Source organism: Bordetella holmesii, from assembly GCF_020735985.1.
Taxonomy (GTDB): Bacteria; Pseudomonadota; Gammaproteobacteria; order Burkholderiales; family Burkholderiaceae_B; genus Bordetella; species Bordetella holmesii.
This window is the reverse complement of sequence record NZ_CP085973.1, coordinates 2,109,367-2,124,527: the sequence shown is the minus strand read 5'-3', so window position 1 is coordinate 2,124,527 and position 15,161 is coordinate 2,109,367. Positions and strand designations below refer to the sequence as shown.

The 15,161-nt window shown below is 63.1% G+C and carries 11 protein-coding genes and 1 pseudogene; 8 read left to right on the top strand and 4 right to left on the bottom strand.

Features of this window, described 5'->3' with window-relative positions:
* Window positions 1–48 precede the first annotated feature (48 nt).
* Window positions 49–939, bottom strand: coding sequence for a DUF72 domain-containing protein (locus LK440_RS10210; protein ID WP_005013013.1), 891 nt, complete (start codon window positions 937–939; stop codon window positions 49–51).
* A gap of 45 nt (window positions 940–984) precedes the next feature.
* On the opposite strand from LK440_RS10210, the gene LK440_RS10205 reads away from it, so the two are divergent.
* From LK440_RS10205 to LK440_RS10175, 7 genes are all read left to right on the top strand, one after another.
* Window positions 985–3,078 carry an ATP-dependent helicase gene (locus LK440_RS10205; RefSeq protein WP_005013017.1) on the top strand — a complete coding sequence of 698 codons (2,094 nt, stop codon included), beginning with the start codon at window positions 985–987 and terminating at the stop codon, window positions 3,076–3,078.
* Between the two features lie 54 nt (window positions 3,079–3,132).
* Window positions 3,133–4,137, top strand: a complete 1,005-nt coding sequence (locus LK440_RS10200; protein WP_017685630.1) for a magnesium and cobalt transport protein CorA — start codon at window positions 3,133–3,135, stop codon at window positions 4,135–4,137.
* A gap of 75 nt (window positions 4,138–4,212) precedes the next feature.
* Window positions 4,213–4,791 (top strand): thermonuclease family protein, encoded by a 579-nt coding sequence (locus LK440_RS10195; protein ID WP_169510535.1) that lies wholly within the window; start codon window positions 4,213–4,215, stop codon window positions 4,789–4,791.
* 152 nt (window positions 4,792–4,943) lie between these two features.
* A complete protein-coding gene (locus tag LK440_RS10190) occupies window positions 4,944–7,133 on the top strand; it encodes an ABC transporter substrate-binding protein (RefSeq protein WP_370510765.1) in 2,190 nt (729 codons plus the stop codon).
* The gene (locus LK440_RS10185; protein ID WP_005013033.1) at window positions 7,130–8,107 is read left to right on the top strand and encodes an ABC transporter permease; all 978 of its coding nucleotides are present in this window, start codon (window positions 7,130–7,132) and stop codon (window positions 8,105–8,107) included. Before LK440_RS10190 ends, LK440_RS10185 begins: the two co-directional genes overlap by 4 nt.
* 5 nt (window positions 8,108–8,112) lie before the next feature.
* A complete protein-coding gene (locus LK440_RS10180) occupies window positions 8,113–9,567 on the top strand; it encodes an ABC transporter permease (protein WP_025341383.1) in 1,455 nt (484 codons plus the stop codon).
* Entirely contained in the window at window positions 9,564–11,249 is a 1,686-nt protein-coding gene (locus tag LK440_RS10175; protein ID WP_005013037.1) for an ABC transporter ATP-binding protein, read from the top strand. The genes LK440_RS10180 and LK440_RS10175 overlap by 4 nt, the downstream gene beginning before the upstream one ends.
* Here the strand turns inward: LK440_RS10175 and LK440_RS10170 are convergent.
* From LK440_RS10170 to LK440_RS10160, 3 genes and pseudogenes are all read right to left on the bottom strand, one after another.
* Entirely contained in the window at window positions 11,246–11,680 is a 435-nt protein-coding gene (locus tag LK440_RS10170) for a GNAT family N-acetyltransferase (RefSeq protein ID WP_005013038.1), read from the bottom strand. The two genes, LK440_RS10175 and LK440_RS10170, sit on opposite strands and share 4 nt — an antisense overlap.
* Window positions 11,681–11,780: 100 nt before the next feature.
* Window positions 11,781–13,151 carry a GntT/GntP/DsdX family permease gene (locus tag LK440_RS10165; RefSeq protein ID WP_005013040.1) on the bottom strand — a complete coding sequence of 457 codons (1,371 nt, stop codon included), beginning with the start codon at window positions 13,149–13,151 and terminating at the stop codon, window positions 11,781–11,783.
* Window positions 13,152–13,183: 32 nt separating this feature from the next.
* Window positions 13,184–14,077: pseudogene (locus LK440_RS10160) on the bottom strand (LysR family transcriptional regulator).
* Window positions 14,078–14,201: 124 nt separating this feature from the next.
* Here LK440_RS10160 and LK440_RS10155 point away from each other — a divergent pair.
* The gene (locus LK440_RS10155; protein WP_227944726.1) at window positions 14,202–15,149 is read left to right on the top strand and encodes an LrgB family protein; all 948 of its coding nucleotides are present in this window, start codon (window positions 14,202–14,204) and stop codon (window positions 15,147–15,149) included.
* Window positions 15,150–15,161: the final 12 nt, after the last annotated feature.

Genomic DNA, 15,161 nt, shown 5'->3' with positions numbered 1-15,161 from the left:
ACTGATGGCGAGCCTGGCACGTCTGCGGGCCCGCCAGTGCCGCAAGCCTTAACGCAGTGCGCGCAACAGCCTGGCTGCGTTATTGACGCCCTGATCCTGGTAGTTGGTGTTGAGCACGACATGCACGCGGCGGGCCTGCAGGCGCGCGATGCCGTCAGCCAGCTCGCTGAGCTCGGCTTCGCTGTACTCATATTGAAAGCGGCTGGAAGAGGCTTTGCCCGCGGCATTCCAGGTCTGTGCATTGCGGCCATGCAGCCGGACCAAAGCCAGATCTGTATTCGTGCTTGCCCACACCGCGGGCACGCTGTTGTCCAAGCCTTGCGGCGTGTCGGCCACGGTGTGGATCAGGCGCCGCTCGCGCAGCATGTCCAGCGTGCAGCGGGTGGCCGCGGGGTCGGCAAACCAGCTTCGGTGCCGCAACTCGATGGAAGCGTCGAGTTCGTCGAGGTGGCGCGCGCACGTCTCGATCTGCGCCATTGCCCGCTTGCCCGCCTGAATCCAGGGCGGAAACTGGCAGTGCACCAGGCCCAGTTTGCCGGCCATGCGCAAGGGCTCTAGCGCGATCAGATACTGCCGCCATAGTTCGTCGCGCCATTCGGGCGCGACCTCGTTGTCGAAACACGGCCGAGGATCGTGGGGGTCCCAGCCCATGTCGCGCAGCAACGCGGCCGGCAGGGCGCGTTTGGGTGTCTGGTGGCCGGTAAAAAGCCGGAAAGCCTTGATGTTGAAGACGAAGCCGGGCGGCGTGCGCTCGGCCCAGCGTTGCGTCACGCTCGCGCTGGGTAATGCGTAGTAGGCAGCGTCGGCCTCGACCAGGCCAAAGCGTGTGGCATAAAAGCGCAGCCGTGATTCAGGGTTTCGCGCCTGGGGCGGATAGAACCGGCCGCAGGCCAACAAGGTAGGGTCGGTCCAGGAGGCCGTGCCAATAAGGGTACTCATGTGGTGAACGCGGTATATTCTGGATAAATATACAGTGTTTTGACTATGGCGTCCGACAGTTCCAACTCTTCTTGCCCCACCGATCCGCTGGCCGAACTCAATGCGCAACAGCGCGAGGCTGCCACCTTTGGGGTGGCCGCCGGTGCTGCGCCCGGGCAAGCGTTGCTCGTGATTGCCGGCGCCGGTTCCGGAAAAACCAATACCCTGGCGCACCGCGTCGCCCACCTGTTGCTCAACGGCGCCGATCCACAGCGCCTGTTGCTGCTGACGTTTTCGCGCCGTGCCGCACAGGAAATGGACCGCCGGGTCGGCTCTGTGTTGCGCAAGGTATTGCGCATGGGGTCTGCCCAGCAGCCTGCGTCGCTGCCGTGGGCCGGAACCTTTCACAGCATCGGTGCGCGCCTGTTGCGCGACTGTGCCCATCGTATCGGGCTGTCCGAGTCCTTCACGGTTCATGACCGGGGCGACGCCGAGGACCTCATAGGCTTGCTGCGTCACGAGTTGGGACTGACCGCCACGCAGACGCGTTTTCCCCTGAAAGGCACCTGCCTGAGCATCTACTCCCGGGTCGTAAACAGCCAGGAGCCGCTGGCCGACGTACTGGCCAGTACGTTTCCGTGGTGCGCCCAATGGGAAGCAGAACTCAAACGGCTGTTTCAGGCGTATATGGCCGCCAAGCAGGACCAGCAGATTCTGGATTACGACGATCTGCTGCTTTATTGGGCCGAGATGATGGCCGACCCCGGCATTGCCGCGGACCTGTCGGGGCGTTTCGATCATGTGCTGGTCGACGAGTACCAGGATACCAATCGCCTGCAGGCCGGAATTCTGCACGCCCTCAAACCCGATGGGCGTGGCCTGACCGTGGTCGGCGACGATGCGCAATCCATCTACGCCTTTCGGGCAGCGACCGTGCGCAATATTCTGGATTTTCCGCAGCAGTTCCAGGCGCATGTGGTGACCCTGGAGCGCAATTACCGCAGCACTCAGCCCATACTGGATGCTTCCAACGCGATGATCGCCCAGGCCAAAGAGCGCTATGCCAAGGCATTGTGGACCGACCGGGCCTCGCAGCAGAAGCCGCAACTGGTCAACGTCAGCGATGAGGCGGGGCAGGCGCGCTGGATCGCCGACCAGGTGTTGGCGCAACGGGAAGAGGGCGCCCGGCTGACGTCGCAGGCCGCGCTTTTCCGCACAGCCAGCCACAGCGCTGCGCTCGAACTCGAATTGACCCGGCGCAACATTCCGTTCGTGAAGTTCGGGGGGTTACGCTTTCTGGAGGCCGCGCACATCAAGGATCTGATGTCGGTGTTGCGCTGGGCCGAGAACCCCCGTTCGCGCCTGGCCGGCTTTCGTGTGGCGCAATTAGTCGCCGGTATCGGCCCGGCCACGGCCGGAAAATTGATGGATGCCATGGCCGCTGCGGCGGATCCTCAAGCGTGTCTGCAGGCCTTCAAGCCCCCTGTGGCCGGGCCGCAATGGGACGGGCTTGTCCGTGTCCTGGGCGAGTTGCGTGCGTCCCAGGTGCGCTGGCCGGCGGACGTGGAATTGGCTCTGACCTGGTATGCGCCTTTGCTAGAGACGCTGTATGACGATGCCGCCGTGCGCAAGACCGATCTGGAGCAACTGGCGCGTCTGGCCGGCGGCTATCCTTCGCGCGAGCGGTTTCTGACCGAGCTGACGTTGGATCCTCCCTCCGCCACCAGCGGCGAGTCGGGGACGCCTTTGCGGGATGAGGATTACATGATTCTTTCCACTATTCACTCGGCCAAGGGCCAGGAATGGAAGACGGTCTACGTACTCAATGCCGTCGACGGTTGCATTCCTTCCGATATGGCTACCGACAGCAGCGACGAAATCGAGGAAGAGCGGCGGCTGCTGTATGTGGCCATGACCCGGGCGCAGGAGCGGCTGCAGGTCATTGTGCCGCAGCGGTTTTATGTGCATCAACAAAGCGGACTGGGCGACCGACATGTGTATGCTGCCCGCACACGGTTTCTGCCCGATGCGCTCATGCCTCTTTTTGAGCATCTGCCCAAGCCGCCCGAGCTTCCCTTCGGACGTTCGGCGGGCCTGCAGGCCGCTTCGGGCGCTCCTGTGATCGACGTCGGTCAACGTCTACGCAAGCTGTTCTCCTGAGCTATCATGCCCGATGGCCGGGCGTTGCCGGCCTTCGGTCACAAGGGAGAGCGCATGGCTCAGGAGTCCACGGCCGCCGAGCCGCCCGTCAACCAGGTCGTCGCATCGGTCGCCTATATCAATGGCCGGCGCTCACGCGAAGTGCCCATTGCCGAGGTGGGCGACTACGTCGGTGGCGACAAGGGCATGCTCTGGATAGGGCTGCGCAACCCGACGGTGGAGTGCATCACTCAGGTGGTCGACGCACTTGGCGCCAGCGTCAAAAATCGCGAAAAAATGATCGAGACGCATCGGCGGCCCAAGATCATCGACTACGGAAATATGGTTCTCATCGTGGCCATTACCGTGGAGATCGATGCCGGCCGGCCTGTGTTCGGCGAAACCCAGTATCTGGTGGGTGAGGGGTTTCTGGTCACCGTGCGTCGCAGCGCGTTGTCCACGCACAGCACGCTGCGAGAGCGGCTGGAGTCCGCCCCGGACTTGCTCAAACGCGGCAGCGACTACATCACCTCCGAACTGCTCGACCTGCTGGTGGATCGCTATGTGGCGGCAGCCGGCCAGCTCGAGAGCGTGGTCGAGCATGCCGAACAGAAGCTGCTCATACGAGGCGCCAAGGACGCCGACATCCGCAAGCTGTATCGGCAGCGGCGAGATCTCTTGCGTATCCACAACGCCATCGCGCCCATGGCCGAGATCTGCCGGCGTCTGGCGCGGGTCGAAATGTCGGCCATCGATGCACAGGCCAGACCTTATTTCGCGGAGGTTGCCGACCGGGTCGTGCGTGTCGATGAGCTCATCAATGCCTTGCGCGAAGCATTGGCCTTCGCTTTCGAAGCCAGCCTCATGATCGGGCAAGGCCAACAGAACGACACGACCCGGAAATTGACGTCATGGGCGGCCATTCTGGCGGTGCCGACTGCCGTGGCCGGCATCTACGGCATGAATTTTGAATACATGCCGGAACTCAAAGCCCACTGGGGCTATCCAATCACTTTGAGCGTGATAGTTACAATTTGCGCCGTTCTGTATTGGCGGTTCCGAAAGTCAGGCTGGCTCTGAGCCGGCTCATCGAGCGAGGTAGCCTTGCCCCACACCGGCTTTTCCAATCGCGCCGCGCGCCGGCTGGGGCGGCGCATGGCCAGCCTCGCTGCGGCCTTGGCGGTGGGAGCGGTGGTGGCCTGGTTCCAGGTGGATCACAGCCGTCCTGCCACGCCGGGCCCTGCGGGTGCCGGGGCAGGGTTGCCGGTGGCCAGCTATGAGATACACGGCACGGTAGTCAGTGTGGCCGATGGCGATACGGTCACGCTGCGGTCGGCCGGCGGCCAACGGCGTATCCGGCTCGACAGCATCGATGCGCCTGAAGCCGGTCATGGACGCGACGAACCGGGGCAGCCTTATGCCGAAGCTTCGCGGCAGCACCTCGCCGCCCTAGTGACGGGCAAGAACCTGACGGCGCAGTGTTACGAGAAAGATCAATACGGCCGCGACCTATGCGCGCTGATGCTGCCCGACGGTCGCTCGGTCAATCGGGAGCAGGTCGCCGCGGGCAACGCCTGGGCCTATACCGCCAGGCGCGGGGATTACCTCCGGGATAAGGCCATGCCCGAACTGCAGCGCCGGGCGCGCGAGGCGCGCCTGGGCCTGTGGGCCGAGGGAGGTGCCATGGAACCCTGGAAATGGCGTTACGACTGCTGGAAAGAAAAGCGCTGCTGACCAAGACTAGCGGCCAGGGAAAAGCGGCCCGGTCTTGGTAGGGTATTTGATCCGTGTTTGCTATTCTTCTGGCGCAGAAAACGGGATACGTTTTGATGACATTGCAACGCATATCAGGCAGCTTGCTGCGCGGAGGGCTGGCCCTCTTCACGATGGTGGCCGTTCTGGCGGGCTGTTCGCGCGAAAGCCCGATCAACAGCCCCTATCTGTCCGGAGCGCTTGCCGACAATACGCTGTATACGGCCTTCGTCAAGCGATCGCCGAAGTATCTCGATCCGGCCAGTTCCTACTCGACCGACGAGACGCCGTACACCTATAACATCTATGAGCCGCTCTACGGGTATCACTACCTCAAGCGGCCCTACGAGCTTATCCCGCGTGCGGCCAGCGAGATCTCGCATCCGGTCTATCTGGATGCTCAAGGACAGCCGTTGCCGGATGACACGCCAGGCGATCGTGTCGCCGAAAGTGTTTATGACATCAAGCTGCGCCCGGGTATCCGTTATCAGCCCCATCCGTCTTTCGCGCGCAAGGAGGATGGCAGCTACGCCTACTATCCTCTGGCGGCAGGCGAGCTGGATGACAAGTTCTACATTCCCGACTTCGCGCAGACAGGCAGCCGCGAGCTGACGGCCCATGATTACGTCTACGCCTTTCGCCGGCTGGCCAGCCCGAGAGTCGTCTCGCCCATCTACTCGCTGATGGCGGAGTACGTCGTCGGTATGCAGCAGTACGGCGACCACCTGCGCGAACGCGATCGCGCGCAGCGCCAGGGACTGGCGGCCGGCAAGCATGATCTTCCCTGGCTGGATCTACGCCCGGCCGACGGCTTCGATGGCGTTCAGGCGCTTGATGATCACACGCTGCGCATACGGGTCAAGGGCAAGTACCCTCAGTTCAAGTATTGGCTGGCCATGACGTTTACCGCACCTGTGCCCTGGGAGGCGGATCGTTTCTACAGCCAGCCCGGCATGGCCGAGCATGACCTGTCGCTCAACACCTGGCCGGTGGGCACGGGCCCCTACATGCTGGTCGAGTCGCGTCCCAATTGGCGTCACGTGCTGGCCCGCAATCCCAATTTTCATGGCGAAGCCTATCCTTGCGACGGCGAGCCCGGAGACAAGGAAGCGGGGTTGCTGGCCGATTGCGGCAAACCCACCCCCTTCATCGACAAGGTGGTGTTCAGCGTCGAAAAAGAGGCCCTGCCGCTTAGCGGCAAGTTTCTGCAGGGCTATTACGATGTGCCCCAGGTCGAGCGCGGCGAGTATGGGGTTTCCATGTTGGTGGCCGCGGGAGACTCTCAGGACAAGGCCGCGCTGTACCGCGAACGCGGCATCCGGCTGCCGACCACGGTCGAGACGTCCAACTGGTATATGGGCTTTAACTGGCTGGATCCGGTCGTAGGCAAGGGCGACACGCCCCAGCAGGCCGAGCGCAATCGCAAGCTGCGCCAGGCCATCAGCATTGCCTTTGACTGGGAGGAGTACATCAACATCTTTGAAAACGGCCAGGCCGCCGTGGCGTATGGCCCGGTGCCGCCGGGCGTGTTGGGATACCAGCCGCTGCCGCAGGGCTATAACCCCAAGGTTTACGATCTGGTCGATGGCAAGCCGGTGCGCAAATCACTGGACGTGGCGCGCCGGTTGTTGGCGGAGGCCGGCTATCCGGACGGACGCAACGCCGAGACGGGGGCGCCGCTGGTGCTTTACTACGATGCCATGAGTGGCGCCGGCTCAAACCCGCAATTCGACTGGATGCGGCGGCAATTGGGCAAGATCGGCATTCAGATGGATATCCGTTCTACCGACTACAACCGTTTCCAGGACAAGATGCGGCGTGGCAGCGCCCAGCTTTTTCTCTGGGGCTGGAACGCCGACTATCCCGATGCGGAGAACTTCCTGTTTCTGCTCTACGGGCCCAATGCCAAGGCCAAAAACGGCGGAGAAAACGCGGCCAACTACGAAAACCCGGAGTTCGACCGCCTGTTCGAGCAAATGAAATTCCTCGATGACGGGCCTGAAAAAGAAGCCATCATTGCCCGCATGGTCGAGGTGGTCCGGCGGGATGCCGTCTGGATGTTCGGGTTCTTCCCCATGTCGGGCGGCGCCTACCAGCAATGGGTGGGCAACGCCAAACCGACGCAGATGGTGCGCAATACCTTGCAGTACATGAAGGTCGATCCGGCCTTGCGAGTCCAGAAGACCGACCAGTGGAATTCTCCGCACTGGTGGCCGCTAGGTGTCCTGGTACTCCTTCTGGCCCTGGCCATTATCCCTTCCTACATCACCCTTAAGCGGCGCGAGCGCCAGACGGCCTTCGGCACCCGGGAGCGACAATCATGACCAGTTATGTGCTGCGCCGGTTGCTCTACGGGGTGCTGATACTCATCGGTGTCAACCTCTTTACCTTCCTGCTGTTTTTCGCCGTAAACACCCCTGACGACATGGCCCGGCTGGCGATCGGCGGGCAGCGGACAAGTCAGGACGCCATCGAGAAATGGAAGGCTGACCGCGGCTACGACAAGCCGCTGTTCGTCAATAACCAGCAAGCCGGCGCGCAGCGCTTTACCGACACGGTGTTCTATCAGCGTTCCGTGCCGCTGCTGACCATGGATTTCGGTGCTTCAGACGCCGGCCGCGACATCGGCCGAGAGATCAAAACGCGCATGTGGCCGAGCCTGGCGCTGGCGCTGCCGTCGTTCTTTCTCGGGTTGTTCGCCAGTATCGTGTTTTCGCTGACGCTGGTGTTTTTCCGTGCGACACGGCTGGACTTCTGGGGTGTGGTCTTGTGCGTGGTGCTTCTGTCGATATCGAGCCTGTTCTACATCATTGCCGGGCAGTGGCTGTTTGCCAAACTCTGGCAGCTCGTGCCGTATTCGGGCTATGCGGGCGGGTTGGACAGTATCAAGTTTCTGGCATTGCCGGTCCTGGTGGCGGTTGTCTCGCGCCTCGGGCCCGAGGCGCGTTTCTATCGCAGTATTTTTCTCGAGGAAATCGGCAAGGACTATGTGCGTACCGCAAGAGCCAAGGGGCTCAAGGAGTCGGTCGTGTTGTTTCGACATGTGCTGCGCAATGCCTTGTTGCCGATTCTGACCAGCACGGTGTCGGCCATTCCGCTGCTGTTCATGGGCAGCCTGATCGCTGAGTCCTTCTTCGGCATTCCCGGATTGGGCAGCTACACCATTGATGCCATCAGCGCGCAGGACTTCTCCATCGTGCGCGCCATGGTGTTTCTGGGCTCTGCGCTCTATATTCTCGGCCTCATTCTGGCCGACATATCCTATACGCTGGCCGACCCCCGCGTGCGATTCGAGTGACCGCCATGCCACGTTTCGTATTCCTCTGGACGGATGTTGCTCTGTATCTGATGGTGCTGGCTGTGTTGGCCTATGTATACCGGGTGCGGCGCAGCCCCGCTTTGCGTGCGACCTGGCGCAGAGTGGCGGCCGATGCGCCGGCCATGTGCTCGGCCGTGGTGTTGTCATGCTTTGTCGTCGTCGGCCTGCTGGATTCGGTGCACTTTCAGTTGCGCCTGCCGCCGGCGCCCGCCGCCACGGCGGCGACATCACCGACCTATGCGCCGGTGGTGACGTCGCTGCTCGATAGCCTGTTGGCGCCATCGGTGCTGGCCAAGCCGGAAAAAACCTATTCCGCGCCCCTGGCGTCGCATCAGTTTTCCAAAGAGAGCATGGTGGCCGAAGATGGGGCGGTCAGCCGCGGTTTCCCGCGGCTGCGGCATGGCGGTGCGCATTTGCAGGATCCGGCAACAGAGTCGTGGCCAGATATCCGCTTGCGGCTGGCGCGCGGCTTGGGTGCCGGGCTGGCGGTGTCCCTGCTGTTGGCCGGTGCGCTGGCCTTCTGGCTGGGCCGGCGCACCGGCGCCGCAAGGGTGGGGGCTGCGGATCTCTTGCGCGGCAATAGTGTCGTGCCCTGGCGTGCCATGCTGATGACGCTGGCCTGCATCGTTGTACTGGCCGGGACGATTGGCGCACTGTCTACCGGATATCATGTGCTGGGTACGGATCGCACGGGCAATGACGTGCTCTGGCAGGCTCTCAAGAGCATACGCACTGCGCTGGTGATAGGCACGCTCACCACGCTGGCGATGCTGCCTCCGGCTATCGTGTTTGGTCTTGCCGCGGGGTATTTCAAAGGCAAGGTCGATGACGTCATTCAGTACATCTATACGACGTTGACCTCGATTCCTGGCGTGCTGCTGGTGGCGGCCTGCTCGCTCATGATGCAGGTCTACATAGAAAACCACGCCGAGTACTTCAATACGTCGGCCGCGCGTGCCGATGCCCGGCTGTTTCTGCTTTGCATGATTCTCGGCCTGACCGGCTGGTCGGCACTGTGCCGCTTGCTGCGCGCCGAGACGCTCAAGCTGCGCGAGCAGGAGTACATCCAGGCGGCACGGGCATTCGGTGTATCGCACTGGCGGATCATGGCGCGGCATCTGCTGCCTAACGTGATGCACATTGTGTTGATCACCGCCGTGCTGGAGTTTTCGGGGCTTGTGCTTTATGAGGCCGTGCTCTCGTATCTCGGGATTGGCGTCGACCCGAGCATGAGCTCCTTTGGGTCGATGATCGATGGGGCCCGACTGGAGATGTCGCGAGACCCCATGATTTGGTGGAATCTTCTGACGGCCTTCGTCTTTCTGTTGGCGCTGGTGCTGGCGGCCAACTTGTTTGCCGATGGCGTGCGAGACGCGTTCGATCCTCGCAGCCGGCGTTTCCGTTTCAAACTCAAGCCGGTCAGCGGAGGCACCCCATGAGCTTGCTTCATGTTCAAGATCTGGAGGTGGCCGTCGCCTCCGAAGACAGGCTGGCGCACGTCGTCAAGCGCCTGAGTTTTGCCATCGAGCGAGGCGAGACATTCGCGCTGGTGGGTGAGTCGGGCAGCGGCAAGAGCATGACCGCGCTGGCTCTTCTGCGTTTGCTGCCTGATGCGGGGCGCATCGTGGGTGGCCAAGTCAATCTCCAGGCCCAGGATCTGAACCGCCTGAGCGAGCGTCAGATGCGCGATGTGCGCGGCGGGCAGATCGGCATCATTTTCCAGGAGCCCGCCACCAGTCTTAACCCGGTCATGCGCATCGGGCAGCAGATCGTCGAAACCCTCATCGCGCACACGGCCTTGCGCGGGGCAGCCGCAAGACGACGAGCCATCGAGTGGCTCACGCGGGTGGGCATCCCTGAACCCGACAGGCGCATCGACGACTATCCGTTTCAGTTTTCCGGCGGCCAGAAGCAGCGCATCATGATCGCTATTGCGCTGGCCGCCGAGCCCCGGTTGCTGATCGCCGACGAGCCCACGACAGCTTTGGATGTGACGGTGCAGGCCCAGGTGCTGGAGTTACTGGCCGATATCCAGCGCGAAATCGGCATGGCCGTGTTGTTGATCACGCACGACCTGGCCATCGTGCGGCAGACCGCGCATCACGTCGCTCTGATGCGCGGCGGAGAGATCGTGGAGGCGGGCGACGCCGCGACCTTTTTCGCTGCTCCCCGTCATCCTTACGCGCGCCAGTTGTTCGAGGCTATTCCTACCTTTGAGAAGCGCGGACGCCCGCTGTCGGCCGTGCGGCCCGTCGGCTCAGCGCTGGGCGCTGCGCCAAACCGGCCATCGCCGGCTTCGCCCGGGCAGGTCGTGCTCGATGTGCAGGATTTGCGGGTGCACTATCCGGTGCGCGAGGGAGTGTTGCGCCGCCCGGTGTCATGGATCAAGGCGGCCGACGGCGTCAGCTTCTCGCTGCGGGAAGGCGAAACGCTGGCGCTTCTGGGGGAGTCGGGTTGCGGCAAGACCACGACCGGCAAGGCGTTGTTGCGGCTGATCGATGGCGCGCGCGTCACCGGCCGCGCTTTGCTGGCGGGTCGAGACCTGCTGACTGCCGACCGCCGGACCATGCAAGCGTTGCGGCGCGAGATCCAGATCGTGTTTCAGGATCCATATGCCTCGCTGGATCCGCGTATGCGCGTGGGCGACATTCTCGACGAAGGCGTGGCGTCGCTGCATCCGGAGCTTTCTGCCGCGCAGTGGCAGGCCCGAGCCCAGGATCTGCTGCAACGCGTTGGCCTGCCTGCAGACACGGTACGGCGCTACCCGCACGAGTTCTCTGGCGGACAGCGGCAGCGCATCGCCATCGCGCGGGCGCTGGCCGTGGAGCCGCGTGTGCTGATCTGCGACGAACCGACGTCCGCGCTGGATGTCTCGGTTCAGGCGCAGATCCTTGACCTGTTGCGCGAACTCCAGGCCGAGCTCGGCATTGCCTATCTGTTCATCACTCACAACTTCGGAGTCGTCGAGTACCTGGCAGATCGCATTGCTGTCATGGCAGGCGGGCGCATCGTCGAGATCGATGAGGCTGCCACGGTGTTGCAGCGGCCGGGTCACGAATTGACCCAGCGGCTGCTCGAGGCGGTCCCCAGGCTGGTGTTCGGTCCGGTTCAGGGCGGTTAAGGCAGGTAGCGGTACTCCACATCCCATTGGGATTCGCCGATTTTTTCAAAGCCGTGGGCCAGATAAAACGCGTTGGAACGGCTGCCCTTCAGTGCAGCCAATTCGATGCTGGCTCGCAGAGTGCGCGCGCGCGCGCAAAGTTCTGCCAGCAGACGTGAGCCTATTCCGTGGCCACTGTAATCGGGGGCGAGGTAGAAGTGCGTCAGCCGCCAGACGGGCTGCCGATCATTGAGAATGTAGAAGCCAGCGCGTACGCCGTCGACCAGGATGTGCCGGGTGAGTGCCGGGATGAAGCCGGCGCGTAGCCGTTGGTGGGAGCGCTGCGGATCAAAGCGTCCCAGGGCTTGCAGGCTGGCACGTATGGCCGCGAGCCTGAGCATGGCCAGGCCCTCGAAATCGGATTCCCGGGCAATGGGGGTGTGCAGCATCATGGCCGGCTGCCTCCAGTGTCATCGACCTGTGCAGCATAGCCAAATCCCGGCACGGCAGGCGAGGGCGGGCCTTGCGCACTGTTTCAGCCGATTTCCGGCCTCAGAGCAATTGCCACAGCCCGAACGTCACTGCCAGGCCAACCACCGAAACAATGGTCTGCAAGGCAGACCAGACCGCGAAGGTCTGTTTCAGTGTCAGGCCGAAATACTCCTTGACCATCCAGAATCCGGCATCGTTGACGTGGCAGAAAAAGACGGAGCCCGCGCCGATCGACAGTGCCAGCAGCGCGCCGTGGGTGGTCGACAGGCCGACTGCCAGTGGTGCAATGATGCCAGCGGTCGTGGTCGTGGCGACCGTGGCCGAGCCGGTGGCCTGGCGCAGCGCCACGGCAACGATCCAGGCCAGCAGAAGCAAGGGCATTTGGCTCTGGGTGGCAATCTTGCTGATGGTGTCACTCATGCCGGCGCTCAGAAGCACCTGCTTCAGCCCGCCGCCTGCCCCGATCGTGAGCAGCAGTCCGGCGATCGGAGGCAAGGCGCGGCGCAGAGTCTTGCCGACGGCGTCGCGGCTCGTACCTTGTGCCCAGCCCAGCAGGACAATGGCCGCCAGTACCGCCACCGACAAGGCCACGATGGGTTCGCCCAGGAAGTCCAGCACGTCATAGGGCAAGCTGTCCTTGGTCAGGCTGATGCGCGCGACCGTGCGGCCCAGCATCAGCGCCACCGGAAGCAGAATGATGAAGAGGGATACGCCGAAGCTGGGCAGGCGGTTCGCATCACGGCTGTTGGTAAACAGCTGGCCCAGTTCCTCGGGCTCGGCGACCGGCATGCGTGGTGCCAGCCACCGGGCATAGATCGGGCCTGCGAGGATGACGGCAGGAATGGCGGTCAACAGGCCCAGCGCCATGGTCATGCCCAGGTCGGCGTGCAAGACGCTGATCGCGATCAGCGGGCCGGGGTGGGGGGGCACCAGCGCGTGCAGCGTCGTCATGCCCGCCAAGGCTGGGATGCCCACCGCCAGAATCGGCAAGCCGGAGCGACGAGCCATGACAAAGATGATGGGCACCACCATCACCAGCCCGACCTCGAAGAACAGCGGCAGACCGACGATCATGGCCACGCCCGCCATCACCCAGGGCAATGCCCGGCCCTGCGCCTTGTCCAACAGCGAGTTGACGATGCGGTCCGCCCCACCGGATTCGGCCAGCAGCGCCCCCAACATTGCCCCCAGGGCGATGATCAGGCCGGCATCGCTCAGAATGCCGCCAGCGCCTTGGCTGAAGCTATGGCCCAGTTTGTCCAGCGGCAGGCCGACGGCCAGGCCGACCCCGAAGGCGCCAAGCAGAATGGCCAGAAATGGTGCGATTCTCAGAGCGCTAATCAGTACCACGATGGCCAGCAGGGCCACAACACAGTAGGTGACGAGCTGGGTGTCGTAAGCCGTCCAAGCGGCTTGAGCAATGGAAGTCATGCGGGTCCTCGGTCTCTCTTGCTCTTTCTATCCTACTTCAGGCTTGCTGACGGATAGATGTCACGGTTGAGCTCCAGCCAGGCGAGCGCCGCATGGGAGAGATAACCGCCGCGGCGCCAGATCAAGGCCATTTCCCATACGGCATCGCGATCATCGAGCTCCACCAGCCGCACGCCGGGTTGCTGGCGCTGCTCGGCCACCAGGCGAGGCAGAAAGCCGATGCCCAGGCCGGAGGCGACCAGCGCCACAATGAAATCGATCTGACCACTGCGCGCTGCCGTGGTCGGGGTATAGCCGACGCGTTCGCAAGCCGAGATCAGCACGTGGTTGAGAGCAAACCCGCTTTCGAACATCAGAAAGGGGGTCTCGCGCAATTCGGCCAACCGCAAGCGGCGCGATCGCGCCATCGGATGGTCCGGCGGCATGAGGACCATGAGGGGCTCGCGCGCGACGGGCTGCTACTCGAATGCGTCCGGCACAGGCGTGAGCGTTGCACCCAATTCGATATCGCCGCTTAGCACCATGTCTTCCAGACGCCTGCTGCCGTGCTCGGCCAGGCTGATTTCGATGCCCGGATACCGGCTGCGAAACCGCGCGAACAGCGGCGCAAACAGCACACTGCTGCCCAGGGTGGGCAGACCCAGGCGCAAGATGCCCCGCTTCAGGCCGCGGAGTTCCTCGAGCTCGGCGACCAGGTCGTCGCGCTGCGCCAGCATTGCCTGAGGCCGCCGAAACACCACATCCCCGGCCTGGGTCAGGCGGGGAGGATGGCGTTGGCGGTCCAGCAAGGGCATGCCGATCTCTTCTTCCAGTTGCCGCACGGCTTTGCTGACGGTCGGTTGCGTAGCGTGGATGGTACGTGCGGCTTGAGAAAAGCCGCCTTGTCGCACGACTTCACAAAACGCCCGCAGGGCACGCAAGTCCATGGATATTCCAATTTTGAATAGTGCAGATGAAATGAATTCATTTTATCTATGTCATGGAAAGGCGTACAACATCTACAGCGCCCAAGCTTCCGTCGACAGAGAAGTGCGCATTGGGAGTGTTGTCATGTTTTCTCGTAGTTGGACCCTCGGACGCAGCTATCTGAGGCGCAGCCGATTGATGCAGATCGGGGTGATCGCCAGCTTTGCCTGGGCTGGGCAGGCGTTGGCGCAATGGGGCAATTTGCCCGTTCCGGGCAGCGTGCTCGGCTTGACCATGGTGTTGCTGCTGCTGGCCAGCGGCGTTATGCGCGTGAATCACATCCGCCGGGGCGCGAGCTGGCTTCTGGCCGAAATGCTGCTGTTTTTCGTTCCCGCCGTGCTTGCTGATGTCGTCGCCCTGGTGTTCTGGCCGTTGGCCACGGTCATGGCTTATGTCTGCGCACGTGCGGTATATCGCCGCCGCGGCTATTGGTGGAGCTCCACCTTGGTCATGGCGCCGGCCTTGCTACTGGCGTTGGCGCTGTGTCTGCACGCCGGTTATGCCGACTATATGCGTGGCAGCCATTGGCTGATGGCCATGCTCAGTCCAGTCATTGTTTCCTTTGCCTTGCCGCTGTATCAGGAGCGCGCACTCATTCGCCGTTATTGGCCGATTCTGTTGGTGGGGGTGACGGTGGGTAGCACCATCGCCGGGGTCAGCGCCTGGCTGCTGGCCAGTTGGCTGGACCTGCCGGCCGAGGTGCGCATGAGTCTGGTGCCGCGCTCTGTCGCCACGCCATTTGCCATGACCCTGTCGTCCAAGCTTGGGGGAGTCCCTGATCTGACGGCGGTGTTCGTCATTGTCACGGGCGTATTGGGCGCGCTCATGGGACAGACCCTGCACCGTTGGTTGCCCTTGCGCTCATCGCTGGCGCGCGGAGCGCTCTTTGGCATGGGCGCGCACGGCGCCGGCGCGGCCAAGGCGCGCGAGCTGGCCGCCGAAGAGGGCTCGATTGCCGGGTTGGTGATGGTGCTGGCGGGCCTGTCCAATGTCTTGATCACTCCCGGTGTGGCCTACCTGCTGGCCAGCTGAGCGCTTGCTACC